The 15,713-nt window shown below is 56.3% G+C and carries 13 protein-coding genes; 10 read left to right on the plus strand and 3 right to left on the minus strand.

Annotated features, from left to right (window positions below; genetic code table 11):
* Window positions 1–120: 120 nt before the first annotated feature.
* The 10 genes from BM258_RS19705 to paaZ all read left to right on the plus strand — a co-directional run bounded on the left by BM258_RS19705 (window position 121) and on the right by paaZ (window position 13,052).
* On the plus strand, window positions 121–1,950 hold the full coding sequence (locus tag BM258_RS19705) for a M14 family metallopeptidase (protein WP_090074953.1): 1,830 nt from the start codon (window positions 121–123) through the stop codon (window positions 1,948–1,950).
* A 366-nt stretch (window positions 1,951–2,316) separates the two neighbouring features.
* The gene (locus BM258_RS19710; RefSeq protein ID WP_090074954.1) at window positions 2,317–4,761 is read left to right on the plus strand and encodes a glycoside hydrolase family 94 protein; all 2,445 of its coding nucleotides are present in this window, start codon (window positions 2,317–2,319) and stop codon (window positions 4,759–4,761) included.
* Window positions 4,762–5,173: 412 nt separating this feature from the next.
* Complete coding sequence (gene pcaF / locus BM258_RS19715; RefSeq protein WP_090074955.1) at window positions 5,174–6,379, plus strand: 3-oxoadipyl-CoA thiolase; 1,206 nt, start codon at window positions 5,174–5,176, stop codon at window positions 6,377–6,379.
* A 14-nt stretch (window positions 6,380–6,393) separates the two neighbouring features.
* Window positions 6,394–7,392: a 1,2-phenylacetyl-CoA epoxidase subunit PaaA gene (gene paaA, locus BM258_RS19720; protein ID WP_090074956.1), complete on the plus strand. Its 999-nt coding sequence runs from the start codon at window positions 6,394–6,396 to the stop codon at window positions 7,390–7,392.
* A 29-nt stretch (window positions 7,393–7,421) separates the two neighbouring features.
* The gene (gene paaB, locus BM258_RS19725; RefSeq protein WP_090074957.1) at window positions 7,422–7,709 is read left to right on the plus strand and encodes a 1,2-phenylacetyl-CoA epoxidase subunit PaaB; all 288 of its coding nucleotides are present in this window, start codon (window positions 7,422–7,424) and stop codon (window positions 7,707–7,709) included.
* The gene (gene paaC / locus BM258_RS19730) at window positions 7,709–8,545 is read left to right on the plus strand and encodes a 1,2-phenylacetyl-CoA epoxidase subunit PaaC (RefSeq protein ID WP_090074958.1); all 837 of its coding nucleotides are present in this window, start codon (window positions 7,709–7,711) and stop codon (window positions 8,543–8,545) included. The genes paaB and paaC overlap by 1 nt, the downstream gene beginning before the upstream one ends.
* 4 nt (window positions 8,546–8,549) lie before the next feature.
* Entirely contained in the window at window positions 8,550–9,095 is a 546-nt protein-coding gene (gene paaD, locus BM258_RS19735; protein ID WP_090074959.1) for a 1,2-phenylacetyl-CoA epoxidase subunit PaaD, read from the plus strand.
* 21 nt (window positions 9,096–9,116) lie between these two features.
* Window positions 9,117–10,193: a 1,2-phenylacetyl-CoA epoxidase subunit PaaE gene (gene paaE, locus BM258_RS19740; protein ID WP_090074960.1), complete on the plus strand. Its 1,077-nt coding sequence runs from the start codon at window positions 9,117–9,119 to the stop codon at window positions 10,191–10,193.
* Window positions 10,183–10,947 carry a Phenylacetic acid catabolic protein gene (locus BM258_RS19745; RefSeq protein ID WP_090074961.1) on the plus strand — a complete coding sequence of 255 codons (765 nt, stop codon included), beginning with the start codon at window positions 10,183–10,185 and terminating at the stop codon, window positions 10,945–10,947. The genes paaE and BM258_RS19745 overlap by 11 nt, the downstream gene beginning before the upstream one ends.
* 26 nt (window positions 10,948–10,973) lie before the next feature.
* Window positions 10,974–13,052 (plus strand): phenylacetic acid degradation bifunctional protein PaaZ, encoded by a 2,079-nt coding sequence (paaZ, locus tag BM258_RS19750; protein WP_090074962.1) that lies wholly within the window; start codon window positions 10,974–10,976, stop codon window positions 13,050–13,052.
* Between the two features lie 173 nt (window positions 13,053–13,225).
* On the opposite strand, the gene BM258_RS19755 is transcribed toward paaZ, so the two are convergent.
* The 3 genes from BM258_RS19755 to paaI form a co-directional block, all read right to left on the minus strand.
* On the minus strand, window positions 13,226–13,825 hold the full coding sequence (locus tag BM258_RS19755) for a TetR/AcrR family transcriptional regulator (RefSeq protein ID WP_090074963.1): 600 nt from the start codon (window positions 13,823–13,825) through the stop codon (window positions 13,226–13,228).
* A 90-nt stretch (window positions 13,826–13,915) separates the two neighbouring features.
* Window positions 13,916–15,226: a phenylacetate--CoA ligase PaaK gene (gene paaK, locus BM258_RS19760; RefSeq protein WP_090074964.1), complete on the minus strand. Its 1,311-nt coding sequence runs from the start codon at window positions 15,224–15,226 to the stop codon at window positions 13,916–13,918.
* Between the two features lie 16 nt (window positions 15,227–15,242).
* A complete protein-coding gene (paaI, locus tag BM258_RS19765) occupies window positions 15,243–15,713 on the minus strand; it encodes a hydroxyphenylacetyl-CoA thioesterase PaaI (protein WP_210186819.1) in 471 nt (156 codons plus the stop codon).

Here is a 15,713-nt window from a genome sequence, read left to right on the forward strand (position 1 = left end):
TTCTCGCGTGCAAAGGTCGCAGCCTTGTCTTGCGGTCATCCTCATCGGGATGCCATGATGTGACCTCTTTTCGGATGTCTGGTCCCCTTTTTCTTCTCGAATCTGTTCAATAGTAGTCCCATGATGAATTCGCAATCCAAGTCCGTGATCTGTCGCACAGAGTTGCCGACATCCCTGTCTGTGCTGGTTGAGCGCTTCAAGCAGGCGCCCTACAAGGGGGCGGCGATTGACATCTGGGTTTTCGACGGTCCTGAGCGGCGCAAGGCTGCCGAACGCGAGATTGCGCGGAGCGGGGCGGATGTGCATATCTATTCTGCCTTCAAACCGTTGCTCCATGCGCTGTTGGAAGAGATCAATCTGACCCATGTCGAGGATATGGTGATCCATTATCCGGTTATTGAAGGCGTATCTGATATCCGCTTTATGCTTGAGGCTTATCCGGTGCTGGATCTGTTTGATGACGGACAATGCCGCTTCGAGCCCATGCCGCAGCAGGATGAGAAACCCTATTACCAGCTTGATATGACCATGTCTTCGAGCCGCAAGGACAGTGTGCGCCTTTTCGCGCCAAACCGGAGCCGGACGGATCATGCTGGCATGGAGATTCTGGCCAATTGCGGCTGGGTACGGGTCGTTGGAGCTGAAGACGAAGGGCTTGATTGTGACGCACCGTTCGAAACAGATCTGGAACAGGCCTTTGAATGGGTGCTCAATAGCCTCAAGGCGCAAGAGTGGGGCAACAATAGTCCCTTGTTCGATCGGCTGGAAATGCGTCTGGAAGCGCCATTCTACGAGACCGAATTACCGCACTCCAAAGAGGTAATCAGTTCGGCAGAGCTGATGCATGAAGAACTCTATTTTGCAGCCCTTGAGACCCTCAAGGTGCAAAATGGGTACAAGGAAGACGACCGCACCTTCGCGCCGGGTCAGTTGGTCCCTTATCTGGTGCCGCGTGCCGACGAGACTGTTCTGGTTGAACTGGCGCTTGCGTCAGATCCCTATCTGGCGATTGATTGCGCTAGCGAAACCATGCCGATCCTTCACAGCCGCGTTGAAGGCTGGCGTGTACCAAAAGACGAAGATCCGCTTAAGAGTCTTGAGCATGTAGACCACTGGCTTTCGCCCGATACGGTCCGCGCCGGTCTTGAGGCTCTGGGCGGGGAGAAGCTGATCTCCTGCTCCCGTCGAGGCCGACCTGTATGGGGACGCTATCTGAAGGGAGAAGGACCAGGTCTGGTGATCAGTTCCGGGCAACATGCCAATGAGACGAGTGGACCAGTCGGCGCCTTGCGTGCGGCTGCGCGCTTGCGCGATGATGCCCATAACAATTTCGCCATTGCGCCTCTGATCAATCCGGACGGCTTTGCCCTCATGCGGGAATTCTGCAAGGATTTTCCCAATCATATGAATCATGCGGCGCGTTTTACTGCTGGCGGGAATGATCTTGAATATGTCGAGCGTGGCTATGAGAATGATATTCTGCACGAAGTCAAAGCGTTGACGGATGCCAAGCTGCATTTGAATTTGCATGGCTATCCTTCACACGAATTCGCGCGGCCTCTTTCTGGCTATGTGCCACGTGGGCAGGAAATCTGGACATTGCCCAAGGGCTTTATGCTGATCTTGCGCTATTTGCCCGGCTGGCAGGGGATTGGGGAAGCCATCTTGCAGACCATGATCAGTGTTTTGCAAGAATATGAGCCGATCATCGCCCTCAATCGCGCTCATCTCGCGCGGTTCAGCCAATATAGTTCTGATGATATGGGCTTTAGCATCACCAAGGATATCGCGCATTTTACGCAGGAATTTCCCGGTTCCCTGTTTCCGGTGACCATCATCACCGAAGCGCCGGATGAGACCGTCTATGGCGAGGATTTCCATATATTGCATGAAGCACAAATGCGCTGTGTCATTGCGGGGGCGCGTGTCTTGCGGGATCTGATCCGTTAGTGTGCCCGGTCCGGCATAAAAATTACAAAATGGCTGAATAATCTATCCCCTCTTGCGAGCACGCTAGCCGTGTCGCAAGGGAACGGGCTGTGCATCCCTGGAGACGCTCATTGCCGTGGGGCGTCTATGTCTTATCCCACAGCCTTTAAAAGCAAAATCGATCTTGAAGTGAAAAATAATTTCTAAAATTACAAATTTAAGAAATAAATATAAAATCTGAAACGTTTCACTTCCAACTTTCTATCTCATGTGTTAGGCAATGGCCAACCGGAGGTTAGGAGCCTTCTGTCTCTTTTGCGGCTTGAAATGCATGGTTGGCGGATACGCGGCTCTTTGTCCCTTACTGACATTTGATAGGTGCTCACTATGAAATATGGATATTTTGACGATCAGGCGCGTGAATATGTGATTACACGTCCTGATACGCCTGCGCCCTGGATCAACTATATTGGCTGTCAGAGCTATTTCGGTATTCTCTCCGCCACCGCTGGAGGCTATTCCTATTATCGCGATGCTCGTTTGCGCCGCCTGACGCGTGGGCGCTACAACAATGTGCCGACTGATTTCGGTGGCCGATATGTCTATGTACGCGACAACGAAACCGGCGACTGCTGGACGCCTTCCTGGATGCCGATGCAAACGGAGCTGGAGGACTATTCCTGCCGTCATGGCATGGGCTATTCTGTTATCTCTTCCAAAAAGGATGGCATTCGCACCGCAACCCGCTATTTCGTGCCGTTGGATGAAACGCTGGAAATCTGGCAAGTGACGGTCAGCAACGAGCGCCTTGTGCCTGCGGATGTCTCGCTCTTTTCCTCGGTGGAATTCTGTCTCTGGGATGCACTGGATGATCAGAGCAATTTCCAGCGCAACCTCTCCACCGGTCAGGTGGAAGTGGAAGAGGGGGTGATCTATCACAAGACGGAATATCGCGAGCGCCGCAACCATTTCGCCTTCTTTGCTTGCTCTGAGGAGATTGCCGGTTTCGATACCCAGCGCGAAGACTTTCTTGGTCCATGGCGCGGCTGGGACAAGCCGGTTGCCGTGATGGAAGGCAAATCACGGGATTCCATTGCCCATGGCTGGTCCCCGATGGGATCGCATCACGTGAAGCTGCGCCTTGAGCCAGGTGAGACCCGTCAGGTCGTGTTTGTGCTCGGCTATCATGAGAATGACAAGGATGACAAGTTCGATCCACCAAGCTCGCAGATCCTGAACAAGAAGACGGTTAAACCGATCATCGACAAATATTGCGATCTTGAGACTGTCGATGGGGCTTTTGATGCGCTAACCAAGCATTGGGATGCGCTGTTGGGTGTCTATCAGGTGTCTTCGCCTGATCAGCACACCAACCGTATGGTCAATATCTGGAACGCCTATCAATGTATGGCGACCTTCAACATGTCTCGCTCGGCTTCCTCGTTTGAGTCTGGCATCGGGCGCGGGCTTGGCTTCCGCGATTCCAATCAGGACTTGCTGGGCTTCGTACATATGGTGCCATCGCGAGCCCGGGAACGGATACTGGATATTGCTGCAACGCAGCTTTCCTCGGGCGGAGCCTATCACCAATATCAGCCGCTGACGAAGAAGGGCAACAATGATATCGGGGGCGACTTCAATGACGATCCGCATTGGCTGATCATCGGGGTGGCGGCCTATCTCAAGGAAACCGGCGACTTTTCCATTCTGGATGAACCGGTGATGTTTGATTGCCAGCCGGGCACGGAAGAGCCGCTCTATGAGCATCTCAAACGCTCGATCCAATATGCCGAGGATCGGATGGGCCCGCATGGCTTGCCTCTGATCGGGCGCGCCGACTGGAACGATTGCCTCAATCTCAACTGTTTCTCTGATACGCCGGGAGAAAGCTTCCAGACCACGACCAGCAAGGAAGGCACGGTGGCTGAATCCGTGTTTATCGCCGGATTGATGGTGCTGTCTGCCAAGGAACTGTCCGATATCGCCAAGGTCATCGGCAAGGATGGAGACGCGGCCTATTATGCTCGGATTTCTGCGGATATGGGCGCCACGATCAGCGAACATGGCTGGGATGGCGAATGGTTCCTCAGGGCCTATGATGATTTTGGCAACAAGCTGGGCACGCATGAACAGGCCGAAGGTAAGATCTTCATCGAGCCGCAGGGCTTCTGTGTTCTGGCTGGTGTCGGTGTGGAAGATGGCAAGGCTCGGCAGGCGTTGGATTCGGTTGCGAAACATCTGGCAACCCCGCATGGCGTCGTGCTGCAGCAGCCTGCCTATTCGCGCTACTATATCGAATATGGTGAAATCTCCACCTATCCGCCGGGCTACAAGGAAAATGCCGGCATCTTCTGCCACAACAACCCGTGGGTGGCCATTGCCGAAGCTGTGCTGGGCAATGGGGATGCGGCCTTTGACTATTATAGCCGGATCAGTCCATCTGTGCGGGAAGGTATTTCCGATGTGCATCGGTTGGAGCCCTACGTCTATGCGCAGATGATCGCTGGTCGTGATGCGCCGAGCCACGGGGAGGCCAAGAACTCTTGGCTGACTGGTACTGCTGCCTGGAACTATTACACCATTACGCAATGGATTTTGGGTATCCGTCCCGATTATGACGGCCTCAAGATCGCTCCGGTCATCCCTGAGCGCTGGGATGATTTCCGCGTGCAGCGCATGTTCCGTGGTGTCTCCTATGATATTTCCGTGGTGCGCAAAGGGTCGGGCAACGTTGTCTCTCTGAGCGTGGACGGTAAGCCGATTGCCGGTGATATCGTGCCCCCACCAGCAGATGGTGTGGCCAAAGTGACCGTTGAGGCGATCATCGGATAAAAGGTCTTTCTCGGGAACTGTTTTGCTCCGGTGCTAAAGAGAAAAAGCGCAGTCTGTTGTTGCAGGCTGCGCTTTCTTTTTATGCTTTGGGACTGATGGTCCGCGGTGTCTGATAAAGCTCTGGCGGGCTTAGAAGTCGTGGCAGAGTGAAGCTCGATCGCGTGGAATTGGGTGTCTTTTCATTCCGGGCGGCTTTTGATGAGAGAGTTTCCTGTTCCGGCTTCCGTTTGAATGATCAAGAATTTCAATCTGTTATCAGGCGTATAGACCAATGTTGTGTGGCCAATTTGGCTGTCTCATCCCAATGGCTGGTACAAAGCTGTTGCACTCTGGAGTATCTTCGTAATAATGTGAACGAACGGTCGGTTAATTAATGAAGGCCGGTAAGTAGTCTCATTGGGGGGAGTTTTGAATGTCGGAGGCATTCGTTTGCGATGCTGTGCGCACGCCTATCGGGCGCTATGGGGGCGCCTTGTCTTCCGTGCGGGCCGATGATCTGGCCGCCGTGCCGCTTCGGGCACTGCTGGAACGCAATCCGCAACTTGATTGGGAGCAGGTGGATGACGTGATCCTTGGCTGTGCCAATCAGGCTGGCGAGGATAATCGCAATGTTGCCCGCATGGCGGTTTTATTGTCCGGACTGCCGGTTGGAGTGCCGGGAACAACGGTCAATCGGCTCTGTGGGTCGGGTATGGATGCCATCGGGCTGGCTGCTCGCACCATACGCGCCGGAGATGGCGACATGTTGGTTGCTGGCGGCGTGGAAAGCATGAGCCGGGCGCCTTTTGTGGTGGCCAAGGCTGGCAATGCCTTTTCTCGCAATGCTGAAATGTATGACACGACGATTGGCTGGCGTTTCAAGAATGCAGTGCTTGATAAGGTGCACGGCACGCACAGCATGCCGGAAACGGCCGATAATGTGGCCGAGGACTATGATATTACGCGCGAAGATCAGGACCGCTTTGCCGCTGAAAGTCAGCGTCGCTGGGAAGAAGCCCAGAAGGCGGGGCGCTTTGCCGAGGAAATTGTTCCCGTCACCATTCCCCAACGCAAGGGAGACCCGCTTGTCGTTGATATTGATGAGCATCCGCGTCCGGGAACAAGCGTTGAAACGCTTGCCAAGCTGCGTGGGGTGAATGGACCTGATCTGACGGTGACAGCGGGCAACGCCTCGGGGGTCAATGATGGCGCTGCAGGGCTGATTGTTGCCTCTGAAGCTGCTGCCAAGACCAATGGCTTGACTCCGAAGGCTCGCATCGTAGCCATGGCAGCTGCCGGAGTGCCACCGCGTGTGATGGGCATCGGACCAGTTCCGGCAACCCGTCGGGTGCTGGAGAGGGCCGGTCTGACATTGGGCCAGATGGATGTTATCGAGCTCAATGAAGCCTTTGCAGCGCAGTCGCTTGCCGTTCTGCGAGACCTCGGGCTACCCGAGGATGCCTCATATATCAACGCCAATGGCGGCGCGATCGCCATGGGCCATCCGCTGGGGATGTCCGGGGCGCGGCTTGTGCTGCACGCCACCTACCAGCTTCAACGCACCGGTGGGCGCTATGCGCTCTGCACCATGTGCGTCGGGGTCGGGCAGGGCATCGCTCTCATTCTGGAACGCGTCTGAAGAGGAGGTCGGACATGTATGCACAGATGGTGAAGTCGGAAGGAATGAAGTCTCGGGACGAAATGACGCCTGAAGAACAGGCGTTTCAGGATCGGGTCGATCGGGGGGAAAAGATCGAGCCTAAGGAATGGATGCCCGAAGGGTATCGCAAAACACTGATCCGGCAGATCGGACAGCATGCCCATTCGGAGATTGTCGGACAGTTGCCCGAAGGCAACTGGATTACACGAGCGCCAACTCTTGAGCGTAAGGCCATTTTGTTGGCCAAGGTGCAGGATGAAGCCGGACACGGGCTGTATCTTTATTCAGCAGCGGAAACGCTGGGGGTCAGCCGCGATGAGCTTACAGAGAAGCTCCACTCTGGCGCCATGAAATATAGCTCGATTTTCAATTACCCCACCCTGACATGGGCGGATATGGGAGCTGTGGGCTGGCTGGTAGATGGCGCTGCCATCATGAATCAGGTGCCTCTGCAGCGCACATCCTATGGCCCTTACAGCCGGGCGATGATCCGGATCTGCAAGGAGGAGAGTTTCCACCAGCGACAAGGCTACGCCATCATGATGAAGATGGCAGAAGGCACTCCGGCGCAGAAGGAAATGGCGCAGGATGCGCTCAATCGCTTCTGGTATCCGTCGTTGATGATGTTTGGTCCGTCCGATGCCGAGTCGGTTCATTCTGCCCAATCCATTGCCTGGAAAATCAAGATCAATACTAACGACGAGCTGCGCCAGAAATTTGTCGATCAGACGGTGCCTCAGGCTGAATATCTGGGCCTTTCCATTCCCGATGACAATCTCAGATGGAACGAGGAGAAGGGCGGCTACGACTTCAGCGAGCCGAACTGGTCTGAGTTTTTCGAGGTCATCAAGGGCAACGGGCCGTGCAATCGCGAGAGGATGAATGCGCGGGTCAAGGCCTGGGATGATGGCGCATGGTTCCGCGAAGGACTGTACGCCCATGCAGAAAAGGCCGCGCATCGTCGGGCTGCGGCAACCACTGCCGCTGAGTGATAGCGGAAATTTTTGGGGGAGGAATTATAATGTCTAGAAAAGAATGGCCGCTTTGGGAAGTGTTTATCAGAGGGCAGCACGGGCTCAACCATCGCCATGTCGGCAGCCTGCACGCATCTGACGCCGAGATGGCAATCCATCATGCGCGTGATGTTTATACGCGCCGCAAGGAGGGCGTATCGATCTGGGTGGTGAAATCCAACGACATCACCGCATCTAGCCCGTCGGAGAAAGGGCCGCTGTTCGATCCGGCCGAGAGCAAGGCTTATCGCCATCCGACCTTCTTTGATATCCCTGATGAAGTGGGGCATATGTGATGAGTGTGGGAGCTATGGAAAAGGCTGCGACCGGGGCTATACTGAACCCGGTCGAGGACCGGTTTGTCAGCGATGATGCGCTGGCACCCGCCTTCTTTGAGTGGCTGTGTCGCATGGGGGATAGCGCTCTAGTGCTGGGGCACAGGGTGTCTGAATGGTGCGGGCATGCCCCCGCACTTGAAGAAGACATCGCTATGGCCAATACGGCGCTGGACCTGATTGGCCACACCCAGATGTGGCTGGGGCTTGCCGGCGAGGTTGAAGACAAGGGACGGGATGCGGATGCGCTGGCCTATCTGCGCGATGCGCTGCAATTCCGCAATCTATTGCTCTGTGAGCTGCCCAATGGCGACATGGGCGTGACGATCATGCGCCAGTTCCTGTTTGATGCTCGCCACTATGCCCTGTTGATGCGCCTTACCGGTTCGGTCAGTCCACGGGTTGCCGAGATTGCAGCCAAGGCTGTCAAGGAAGCCAGTTATCATCTGGAGCGCTCCTCGGATCTGGTTGTCCGGCTGGGGGATGGCACGGATGAGAGCCAACGCCGTATGCAGGCTGCCCTTGGTCAGCTCTGGCCTTATGTGGACGAGATGTTCGTTGCCGATGCGGTGGACGAAGCCGTGGCCAAGGCGGGCATAGCCCCAGACCCTTCGGATTTGAAAGCCGAATGGGAGGAAACTGTGCGCTCGGTGTTGGCTGAGGCCATGCTCGATATGCCGGGGCCAGCAGGCTTTGCCCAAACCGGTGGCGTCATTGGGCGTCATACGGAGCATCTGGGCTATATTCTGGCTGAAATGCAGTTTTTGCAGCGGGCCTATCCGGGCGCACGTTGGTAGAACCATGGTCACTCAGCAGAACCTATCCGCTTCCATAGTGCAGCCTTCTGTCGATATCGTCTGGGGCTGGCTGGCTGATGTGCCAGATCCGGAAATTCCGGTCGTTTCAGTCATCGAGTTAGGGATTGTGCGAGAGGTCCGCTATGAGGGCGAAACGCTTGTTGTTGCCGTCACACCGACCTATTCGGGCTGTCCGGCAACGGCTGTGATAGATCTCGCCATCGAAGAAAAGCTGCGTGAAAAGGGCATTGATCAACTGCGTCTTGAACGGCGTCTGTCACCCCCATGGACCAGCGACTGGATTGCTCGGGATGCGCGCGAGAAGCTGCGCGCCTTCGGGATTGCGCCGCCGATTGATGGCACTGCAGCCAGTGGTGTCATGGCCGCACGGGCGCGCCGCATGAGCGGCAAGAGCAATCTGGTGGTGGAATGCCCGCGCTGTGCTTCGACCAACACGGAACGTGTCAGCCAGTTCGGCTCCACCCCTTGCAAAGCCTCGTGGCGCTGTAAGGACTGTCTGGAACCCTTTGACTATTTCAAATGCATCTAAGCCTTGGAGGAGAGGCTTGCCATGTCACGATTTTCATCACTTGAAGTGACCGATGTGCGTCGCGAAACCCGCGATGCCGTGGTCCTGACGTTAAAACCCGACCCTGCAGATGCGGAGGCTTTCGCCTTTACGCAAGGGCAATATCTCACCTTTCGCCGGATGTTTGATCAGGAAGAGCTGAGGCGTTCCTATTCCATCTGCGCGGGCCTTGACGAGGGGTGCCTGAAGGTCGGGATCAAATGCGTTGAGGGGGGAGCCTTTTCCACCTGGGCCAATGAAGAGCTGAAGGTGGGCGACCATATAGACGCCATGCCACCGGCGGGTCGCTTCTTCACGCAGATTGATCCGGCAGCTGAGAAAACTTATCTCGCCTTTGCTGGAGGGTCGGGTATTACACCGGTGCTCTCGATCATCAAGACGGTCCTGGCTCGCGAACCGAAATCCAACGTCACGCTGGTGTATGCCAATCGGCAGGTGAGTTCGATCATGTTCCGCGAGGAACTGGAAGACCTCAAGAATATGTATCTGGGCCGGTTGTCCGTGATCCATATTCTCAAGAGTGAGGGGCAGGAAATCGATCTCTTCACCGGCCGCATTGATGACGAGAAACTGGACGCCCTGTTCAATCTCTGGATTGAGGCCGACAGTGTTGATACCGCCTTCATCTGCGGACCAGAGCCCATGATGCTGACCATTGCGGACAATCTGCGCAAGCATGGTATTTCTGATGAGCAGATCAAGTTCGAGCTTTTTGCCACGTCTCAGCCGGGCCGGGCTCGCAAGCAGGTCGTTTCCAAAGAAGCGTCGGTCACGCGCAATAGCTGCGCGGTCTCGGTGACCCTGGATGGCGCAACGCGCAGCTTCACGATGCCCAAGGATGGCAATTCGATTCTCGAAGCAGCGATTGCCAATAACATGGATGCTCCGTTTTCCTGCAAAGCCGGGGTTTGCTCCACCTGTCGGGCCCGTGTGCTGGAGGGCGAGGTCGAGATGGCTGTGAATCATGCTCTTGAGGACTATGAGGTGAAGGCTGGCTATGTGCTGTCGTGCCAATGTGCGCCGGTCTCGGACAAGGTGGTGTTGAGCTATGACGAGTGATGCAGGACTGATGCCGATTGATGAGTATCTCGCGCAAGGGGGAAAGCTCACCTCGCCGGAGAATGTATCCCCACGCTATCGTGCCGAGCTTTTGAAGCTGATGTCGTCCTTTGTTGACAGCGAATTGGCAGGCTCTGCCGGTTTTGCCAATGCCATCAATTGGGCTCCGGGTATAGCGCAACGGATAGCAGCCTGCCGGATCACTCTTGAGAAGGCGGCCAGCGCGGAAAAGGTGCTCGATCTCATGGAAGATTTCGGCACTGACAAGGCTCTTTATAATCGGGCCCATGATTGGGCGGCTCGCATGCCGCGTGACGCTGCCATTGACCCTTGCCGCCAAGGGGGCGACATGCGCCTTTCGGTTTTTCATGCGCCGCTTGTCAGTTGGACGGATGCCTGCGTCATGAACCTGCTGATGGGGCTGGCAACGGGCATCCAGCTTGGAGAGCTGGCTCAGGTTTCCTATAGCCCGCTCGCTGAAGCGATCCGGGAGATTGCCCCTGTTGAAGTGCGCCACAAGGAGATGGGGCGAGTCGCGCTGGAGGATATTTGCTCCAGGGCCGAAGGGCGGTCTGAAGCCGCAGCCTCAATTGATTATTGGTATCCACGCGTGGCGGCGACCTTCGGTGTGATTGGCTCGGAACGGTTCGAGCGGTTGCATCGGAAAGGGCTGCGACACAGCACTAACGAGGTGCTTCTCGACGCATGGCAGAAAGCTTCCAGGGGCGAGATTGCAGCGCTCGGGCTGAGCTAGGCTAATCCAAGTAGAAAGGAACAATCATGAAGGACGAGACCCTGTCTCCGCGCCGTCTGGAAAGTTATGTTGTCGGCGCCTGGCGCACGGGTGAAGGCGAGGGCGCGCCTGTTGCCAATGCCGCCACAGGCGTGGTGCATGCCTTGATAGGAACCAAGGGGCTTGATTTTCGTGCAGCTCTTGAATGGGGGCGTGCGGTGGGCGGGCCCGCTTTGCGGGCCATGACGATCCATCAACGCGCCCTGATGCTCAAGGCACTTGGCCTGAAGCTGATGGAGCTGAAGGAAGACTTCTATCAGGAGAGCTTTGCCACTGGGGCCACGCGCAGCGATGCCTGGCCCGATATCGAGGGCGGCATTGGAACCATGCTGACCTTTGCATCCAAGGCGCGGCGGGAATTTCCCAATGCACGGGTGCTGACGGAAGGGCCTGTCGAGACTTTAGCGCGGGATGCCTCCTTCATGGGGCAACATATTCTGACGCCGATGGAAGGTGTGGCCATTCACATCAACGCCTACAATTTTCCGGTTTGGGGCATGTTGGAGAAAATCGCTCCTTCGCTGATTGCGGGCATGCCTTGCCTCGTCAAACCAGCTAGCCAGACCGCCTATCTTACAGAATTGGTGGTGCGGCGCATGCTGGAAACCGGTCTGCTGCCCGACGGTGCCTTGCAGATTGTAACCGGTGATCCGGGTGATCTGCTGGATCATGTGACCGAGCAGGATGTGGTGACCTTCACCGGTTCGGCCACAACTGGTCAGATGCTTAGGAGCAAACCGGCCATCATTGCCAATTCCGTTCGTTTCACGATGGAGGCCGATAGTCTGAATGCATCTGTGCTTGGTGCGGATGCGGGCCCCGGGACGCCGGAATTTGATCTGTTCGTGCGTGAGGTGGCGCGTGAGATGACCGCCAAGGCGGGGCAGAAATGTACCGCCATTCGCCGCATCATGGTGCCTCGATCCCATGAAACCGCCTTCGTGGAGGCGCTCACGGCCAGGCTTGAGCAGGTGCCGATCGGGCTGCCGACAGACGCTTCCGTGCGTATGGGCGCGCTCGTTTCCCTCAAGGATCGAGAAACAGTTCGTGCGCGCACTTCCGAATTGATGACCGAAGCAGAGCTCGTGGTTGGTGATCCTGAAAGCTGCCTTTTGGTCTCGGGCGATGGGGAACAAGGCGCCTTCATGGCTCCGGTGCTGTTGCGCTCTGCCAATCCGCAGGAAGGGGAGGCGGTGCATGGCATCGAGGCCTTTGGGCCTGTGGCAACGCTGATGCCTTATGATGATCCGGAAGAGGCCATTGCTCTTTGTCGTAAGGGGCGAGGGTCGCTTGTCTCCTCTGTCTTCACGGATGATGGAGCACTGGCTGCCAAAATGGTGGCGGGGCTTGCGTCATTCCATGGACGCGTGATGATCGGCAATCGGGCTTCGGCCAAAAGCTCGACGGGCCATGGCTCTCCGCTTGCACCCTTGGTGCATGGTGGACCGGGCCGTGCCGGTGGCGGCGAGGAAATGGGGGGGATGCGTGGTGTGAAGCATTTCATGCAGCGCACCGCCATTCAGGGCGCTCCAGCGATGCTATCGGCCGTCACGGGACAGTGGGTTGATGGCGCACCGGTGCAACATGATGTGCATCCGTTTCGCAAGTCCCTTGCCGACCTTGAGATCGGGGATCAAATCGTCACGGACGCCCGCCCGGTTACGCAGGCTGATGTGGAGCATTTCGCCGAATTTACCGGTGACACCTTTTATGCGCACATGGATAGCGCTGCGGCCAAGGCAAATCCGTTCTTTGAGGATCGCGTCGCCCATGGATATCTCATCGCCTCTTTTGCGGCAGGTCTGTTCGTTGATCCCGAACCGGGGCCGGTGCTGGCCAACTATGGTGTCGATGCTATGCGCTTCATGATGCCGGTCTATTTTGGCGATAGCTTGCGGGTGCGCCTTACCTGCAAGGAGATCAATCCTCGCGAAAATGCCGAGCATGGTGAGGTGCGTTGGGACTGTCAGGTGGTCAATCAGAAGGGCGAGATCGTGGCGCACTATGACGTGTTGACCATGGTGGCCAAAAGCTGGCCCCTGTCCTTGTCTGATGCTGCGGAATAGTTGGCGGAAAGGGGCCTGAACCGGCATCGATGCCGGTTCAGGCCCCTAGATTGGCTTTTGCTGTTTTGAGCGCATTGAGGGGCTGAGCAACATCCAGTCTGCTTGCTGACGCTCTGGGCCGACTCTCGGGGCTATCTCTGGCTATATCAATGCTGTCTTGGGGAAGGCGGCGCCTAGCGGACGGCTTTCACCCCTTCCAGAATGAGCACAGTTGCCAAACGGGCATAGTCCTCGCGGGAAATGGGGCCATCTTCCTTGAACCACATATAGACCCAATTCATCATGCCGAACAAAGACATGGTGACAGGCATCAGCAGTGGGCGGTCGGGATCATCCAGAATCGGGTGGATCTCGCGTAGCGTGCTGGAGAAGCGTTTGACGACGCGGCGCTCCACCTTGACGATTTCGGCGCGCTGCTCGGCTGAGAGCGCCTGACTGGCGTTGAGCTGCACTTTGTGTTGATCGTCTGCGCCGCGATAGGCCTCTATGACCGTCCGGACCAGCTTTTCTAGTCGTTCTTCTGCAGGCAGGGATGGATCATCCGCGTCCGTCAGAGCTTGATCCAGCTCTTCGAGATGAGAATGCACGATCTCGAAAATCAGCGCATCCTTGGATGGATAATAGTGATAGAGCAGGGACTTGGACACGCCGGCGGCGGATGCGATCTGCGACATGGAGGCTTTTTCCATGCCTTGCGTTGCGAAGACTCGTGCCGCATCCAGCAGCAAACTATGTTGTTTTTCTTCGAAATCGTTTGCGCGTGTTCTGGCCATGGACAGAGTTCTCCAAAATGCTGAAGACGAAAGTAGGGGGCTATTATGCCCCCTATACACCAAATTTGCTATAGTTGACCATACGGTCGGTTAAATTTTTGGCCGATTGTCGACAACGCGCTTGGCCTTGCCTTCGGATCTGGCCAGTTCTTGTGGATCGCGTACATCGATCCTGACTGTTACACCAACTACGGATTTGATGTGGTGGGAAAGCTCCACTGCGGAGGCCTTGCGGGCGTCTTCGGAGACATGATCGGTAGAGGCTTCCACGTGAACAACCATGGTGTCCTTGTGATCCTTGCGCGACAATTCGATTTGGAAGTGCGGTGTGAGGCCATCGCATTTGAGGATCTGCTCTTCGATCTGGGTTGGAAACACATTGACCCCGCGCAGGATGATCATGTCATCAGAGCGACCGGTGATTTTTTCAATCCGGCGCATGGATCGTGCCGTTCCGGGCAACAGGCGGGTGAGGTCTCTGGTGCGATAGCGTACCATCGGCAATCCCTCTTTGGTCAGAGTGGTAAAGACCAACTCGCCCATTTCCCCGTCTGGCAGTACTTCACCGGTGGCTGGATCAATGATCTCGGGATAGAAGTGGTCTTCCCAGATATGCAAGCCGTCTTTCGTCTCCACGCATTCATTGGCAACACCGGGCCCCATCACTTCGGAGAGACCATAGATATCGACGGCATGCATGTTGAAGGCCTGTTCGATCTCTTCGCGCATGCTGTTGGTCCATGGCTCGGCACCAAAAATGCCGACCTTGAGCGAACTTTCTCGCGGGTCCAGTCCCTGACGGCGGAACTCATCGAGAATCGAGAGCATGTAGGATGGCGTGACCATGATGATTGATGGTTTGAAATCCTGAATGAGTGTCACTTGCCGCTCAGTCATGCCGCCGGAGATTGGCACAACGGTGCAGCCCAGTCGCTCTGCGCCATAGTGGGCGCCCAGACCGCCGGTAAAGAGTCCATAGCCATAGGCCACATGTACGATATCGCCGGGGCGCCCGCCGGAGGCGCGAATCGAACGGGCGACCAGATCGGCCCAAACGTCGATATCCTTGCGTGTATAGCCGACGACTGTGGGTTTGCCCGTGGTGCCGGATGAGCCATGAATTCGCACCAGCTTTTCGCGCGGAACAGCAAACATACCGAAGGGATAGGTGTCTCTTAGGTCCGTCTTCTGAGTGAACGGGAACTTGGACAGGTCCGCAAGGGTTTTGAGGTCAGAAGGATGAACCCCATGCTCATCAAAACGTTTGCGATAGAAGGGGGAATTCTCATAAGCGTGGGCCAGAGACCGACGCATACGGTGATATTGAAGAGCCGAAATCTCGTCGCGCGAGGCGACTTCGATCGGATCAAGAAGGTTTTTGGTTGGTGTCAGATCGTTCATTGTTTCCTCCCCAGGATCAGACGTCATCGCTCTTGGCGACGGTTTGGGACGACAGCAGTGTCCCTTTTACGGTGCGGGCATGGCCGCGAAATTCAGCAATGATGGTTCCGTCTTCACGCACCACCTGCACGTCATAAAGACCGGAACGGCCCGAGCGGGACCGCTCGCGGGCGGAGGCCGTCAGGCGGTCGCCACGGGTGCCCGGTGCAAGAAAAGTGATAGCGCAATTCTGCGCGACGGTGATTTGGTTGTATGTGTTGCAGGCAAAGGCAAAGGCGCTGTCTGCCAGGGTAAAGAGATAGCCGCCGTGCGCATTGCCGTGACCATTGGTCATGGCTTCGGTGAGCATCATAGACAGAACGGCCTCACCGGGCGCTACATGCTCCAGTTTCATGCCGAGCTTTTGGGAGGTGGAATCCCCGTCCCACATAGCCTGAGCGCAGGCTTCGGCCAGCTCTTGCGGGGGCATGGTTGTCATCTGGTCCAT

The sequence above is a fragment of the Cohaesibacter marisflavi genome, assembly GCF_900115225.1.
In the GTDB taxonomy this organism is placed as follows: domain Bacteria; phylum Pseudomonadota; class Alphaproteobacteria; order Rhizobiales; family Cohaesibacteraceae; genus Cohaesibacter; species Cohaesibacter marisflavi.

Coding starts and splice junctions, on each gene's coding strand:
- BM258_RS19705 (WP_090074953.1), top strand. CDS start 121: ATGATGAATTCGCAATCCAAGTCCGTGATCTGTCGCACAGAGTTGCCG.
- BM258_RS19710 (WP_090074954.1), top strand. CDS start 2,317: ATGAAATATGGATATTTTGACGATCAGGCGCGTGAATATGTGATTACA.
- pcaF (WP_090074955.1), top strand. CDS start 5,174: ATGTCGGAGGCATTCGTTTGCGATGCTGTGCGCACGCCTATCGGGCGC.
- paaA (WP_090074956.1), top strand. CDS start 6,394: ATGTATGCACAGATGGTGAAGTCGGAAGGAATGAAGTCTCGGGACGAA.
- paaB (WP_090074957.1), top strand. CDS start 7,422: ATGTCTAGAAAAGAATGGCCGCTTTGGGAAGTGTTTATCAGAGGGCAG.
- paaC (WP_090074958.1), top strand. CDS start 7,709: ATGAGTGTGGGAGCTATGGAAAAGGCTGCGACCGGGGCTATACTGAAC.
- paaD (WP_090074959.1), top strand. CDS start 8,550: ATGGTCACTCAGCAGAACCTATCCGCTTCCATAGTGCAGCCTTCTGTC.
- paaE (WP_090074960.1), top strand. CDS start 9,117: ATGTCACGATTTTCATCACTTGAAGTGACCGATGTGCGTCGCGAAACC.
- BM258_RS19745 (WP_090074961.1), top strand. CDS start 10,183: ATGACGAGTGATGCAGGACTGATGCCGATTGATGAGTATCTCGCGCAA.
- paaZ (WP_090074962.1), top strand. CDS start 10,974: ATGAAGGACGAGACCCTGTCTCCGCGCCGTCTGGAAAGTTATGTTGTC.
- BM258_RS19755 (WP_090074963.1), bottom strand. CDS start 13,825: ATGGCCAGAACACGCGCAAACGATTTCGAAGAAAAACAACATAGTTTG.
- paaK (WP_090074964.1), bottom strand. CDS start 15,226: ATGAACGATCTGACACCAACCAAAAACCTTCTTGATCCGATCGAAGTC.
- paaI (WP_210186819.1), bottom strand. CDS start 15,713: ATGGACCAGATGACAACCATGCCCCCGCAAGAGCTGGCCGAAGCCTGC.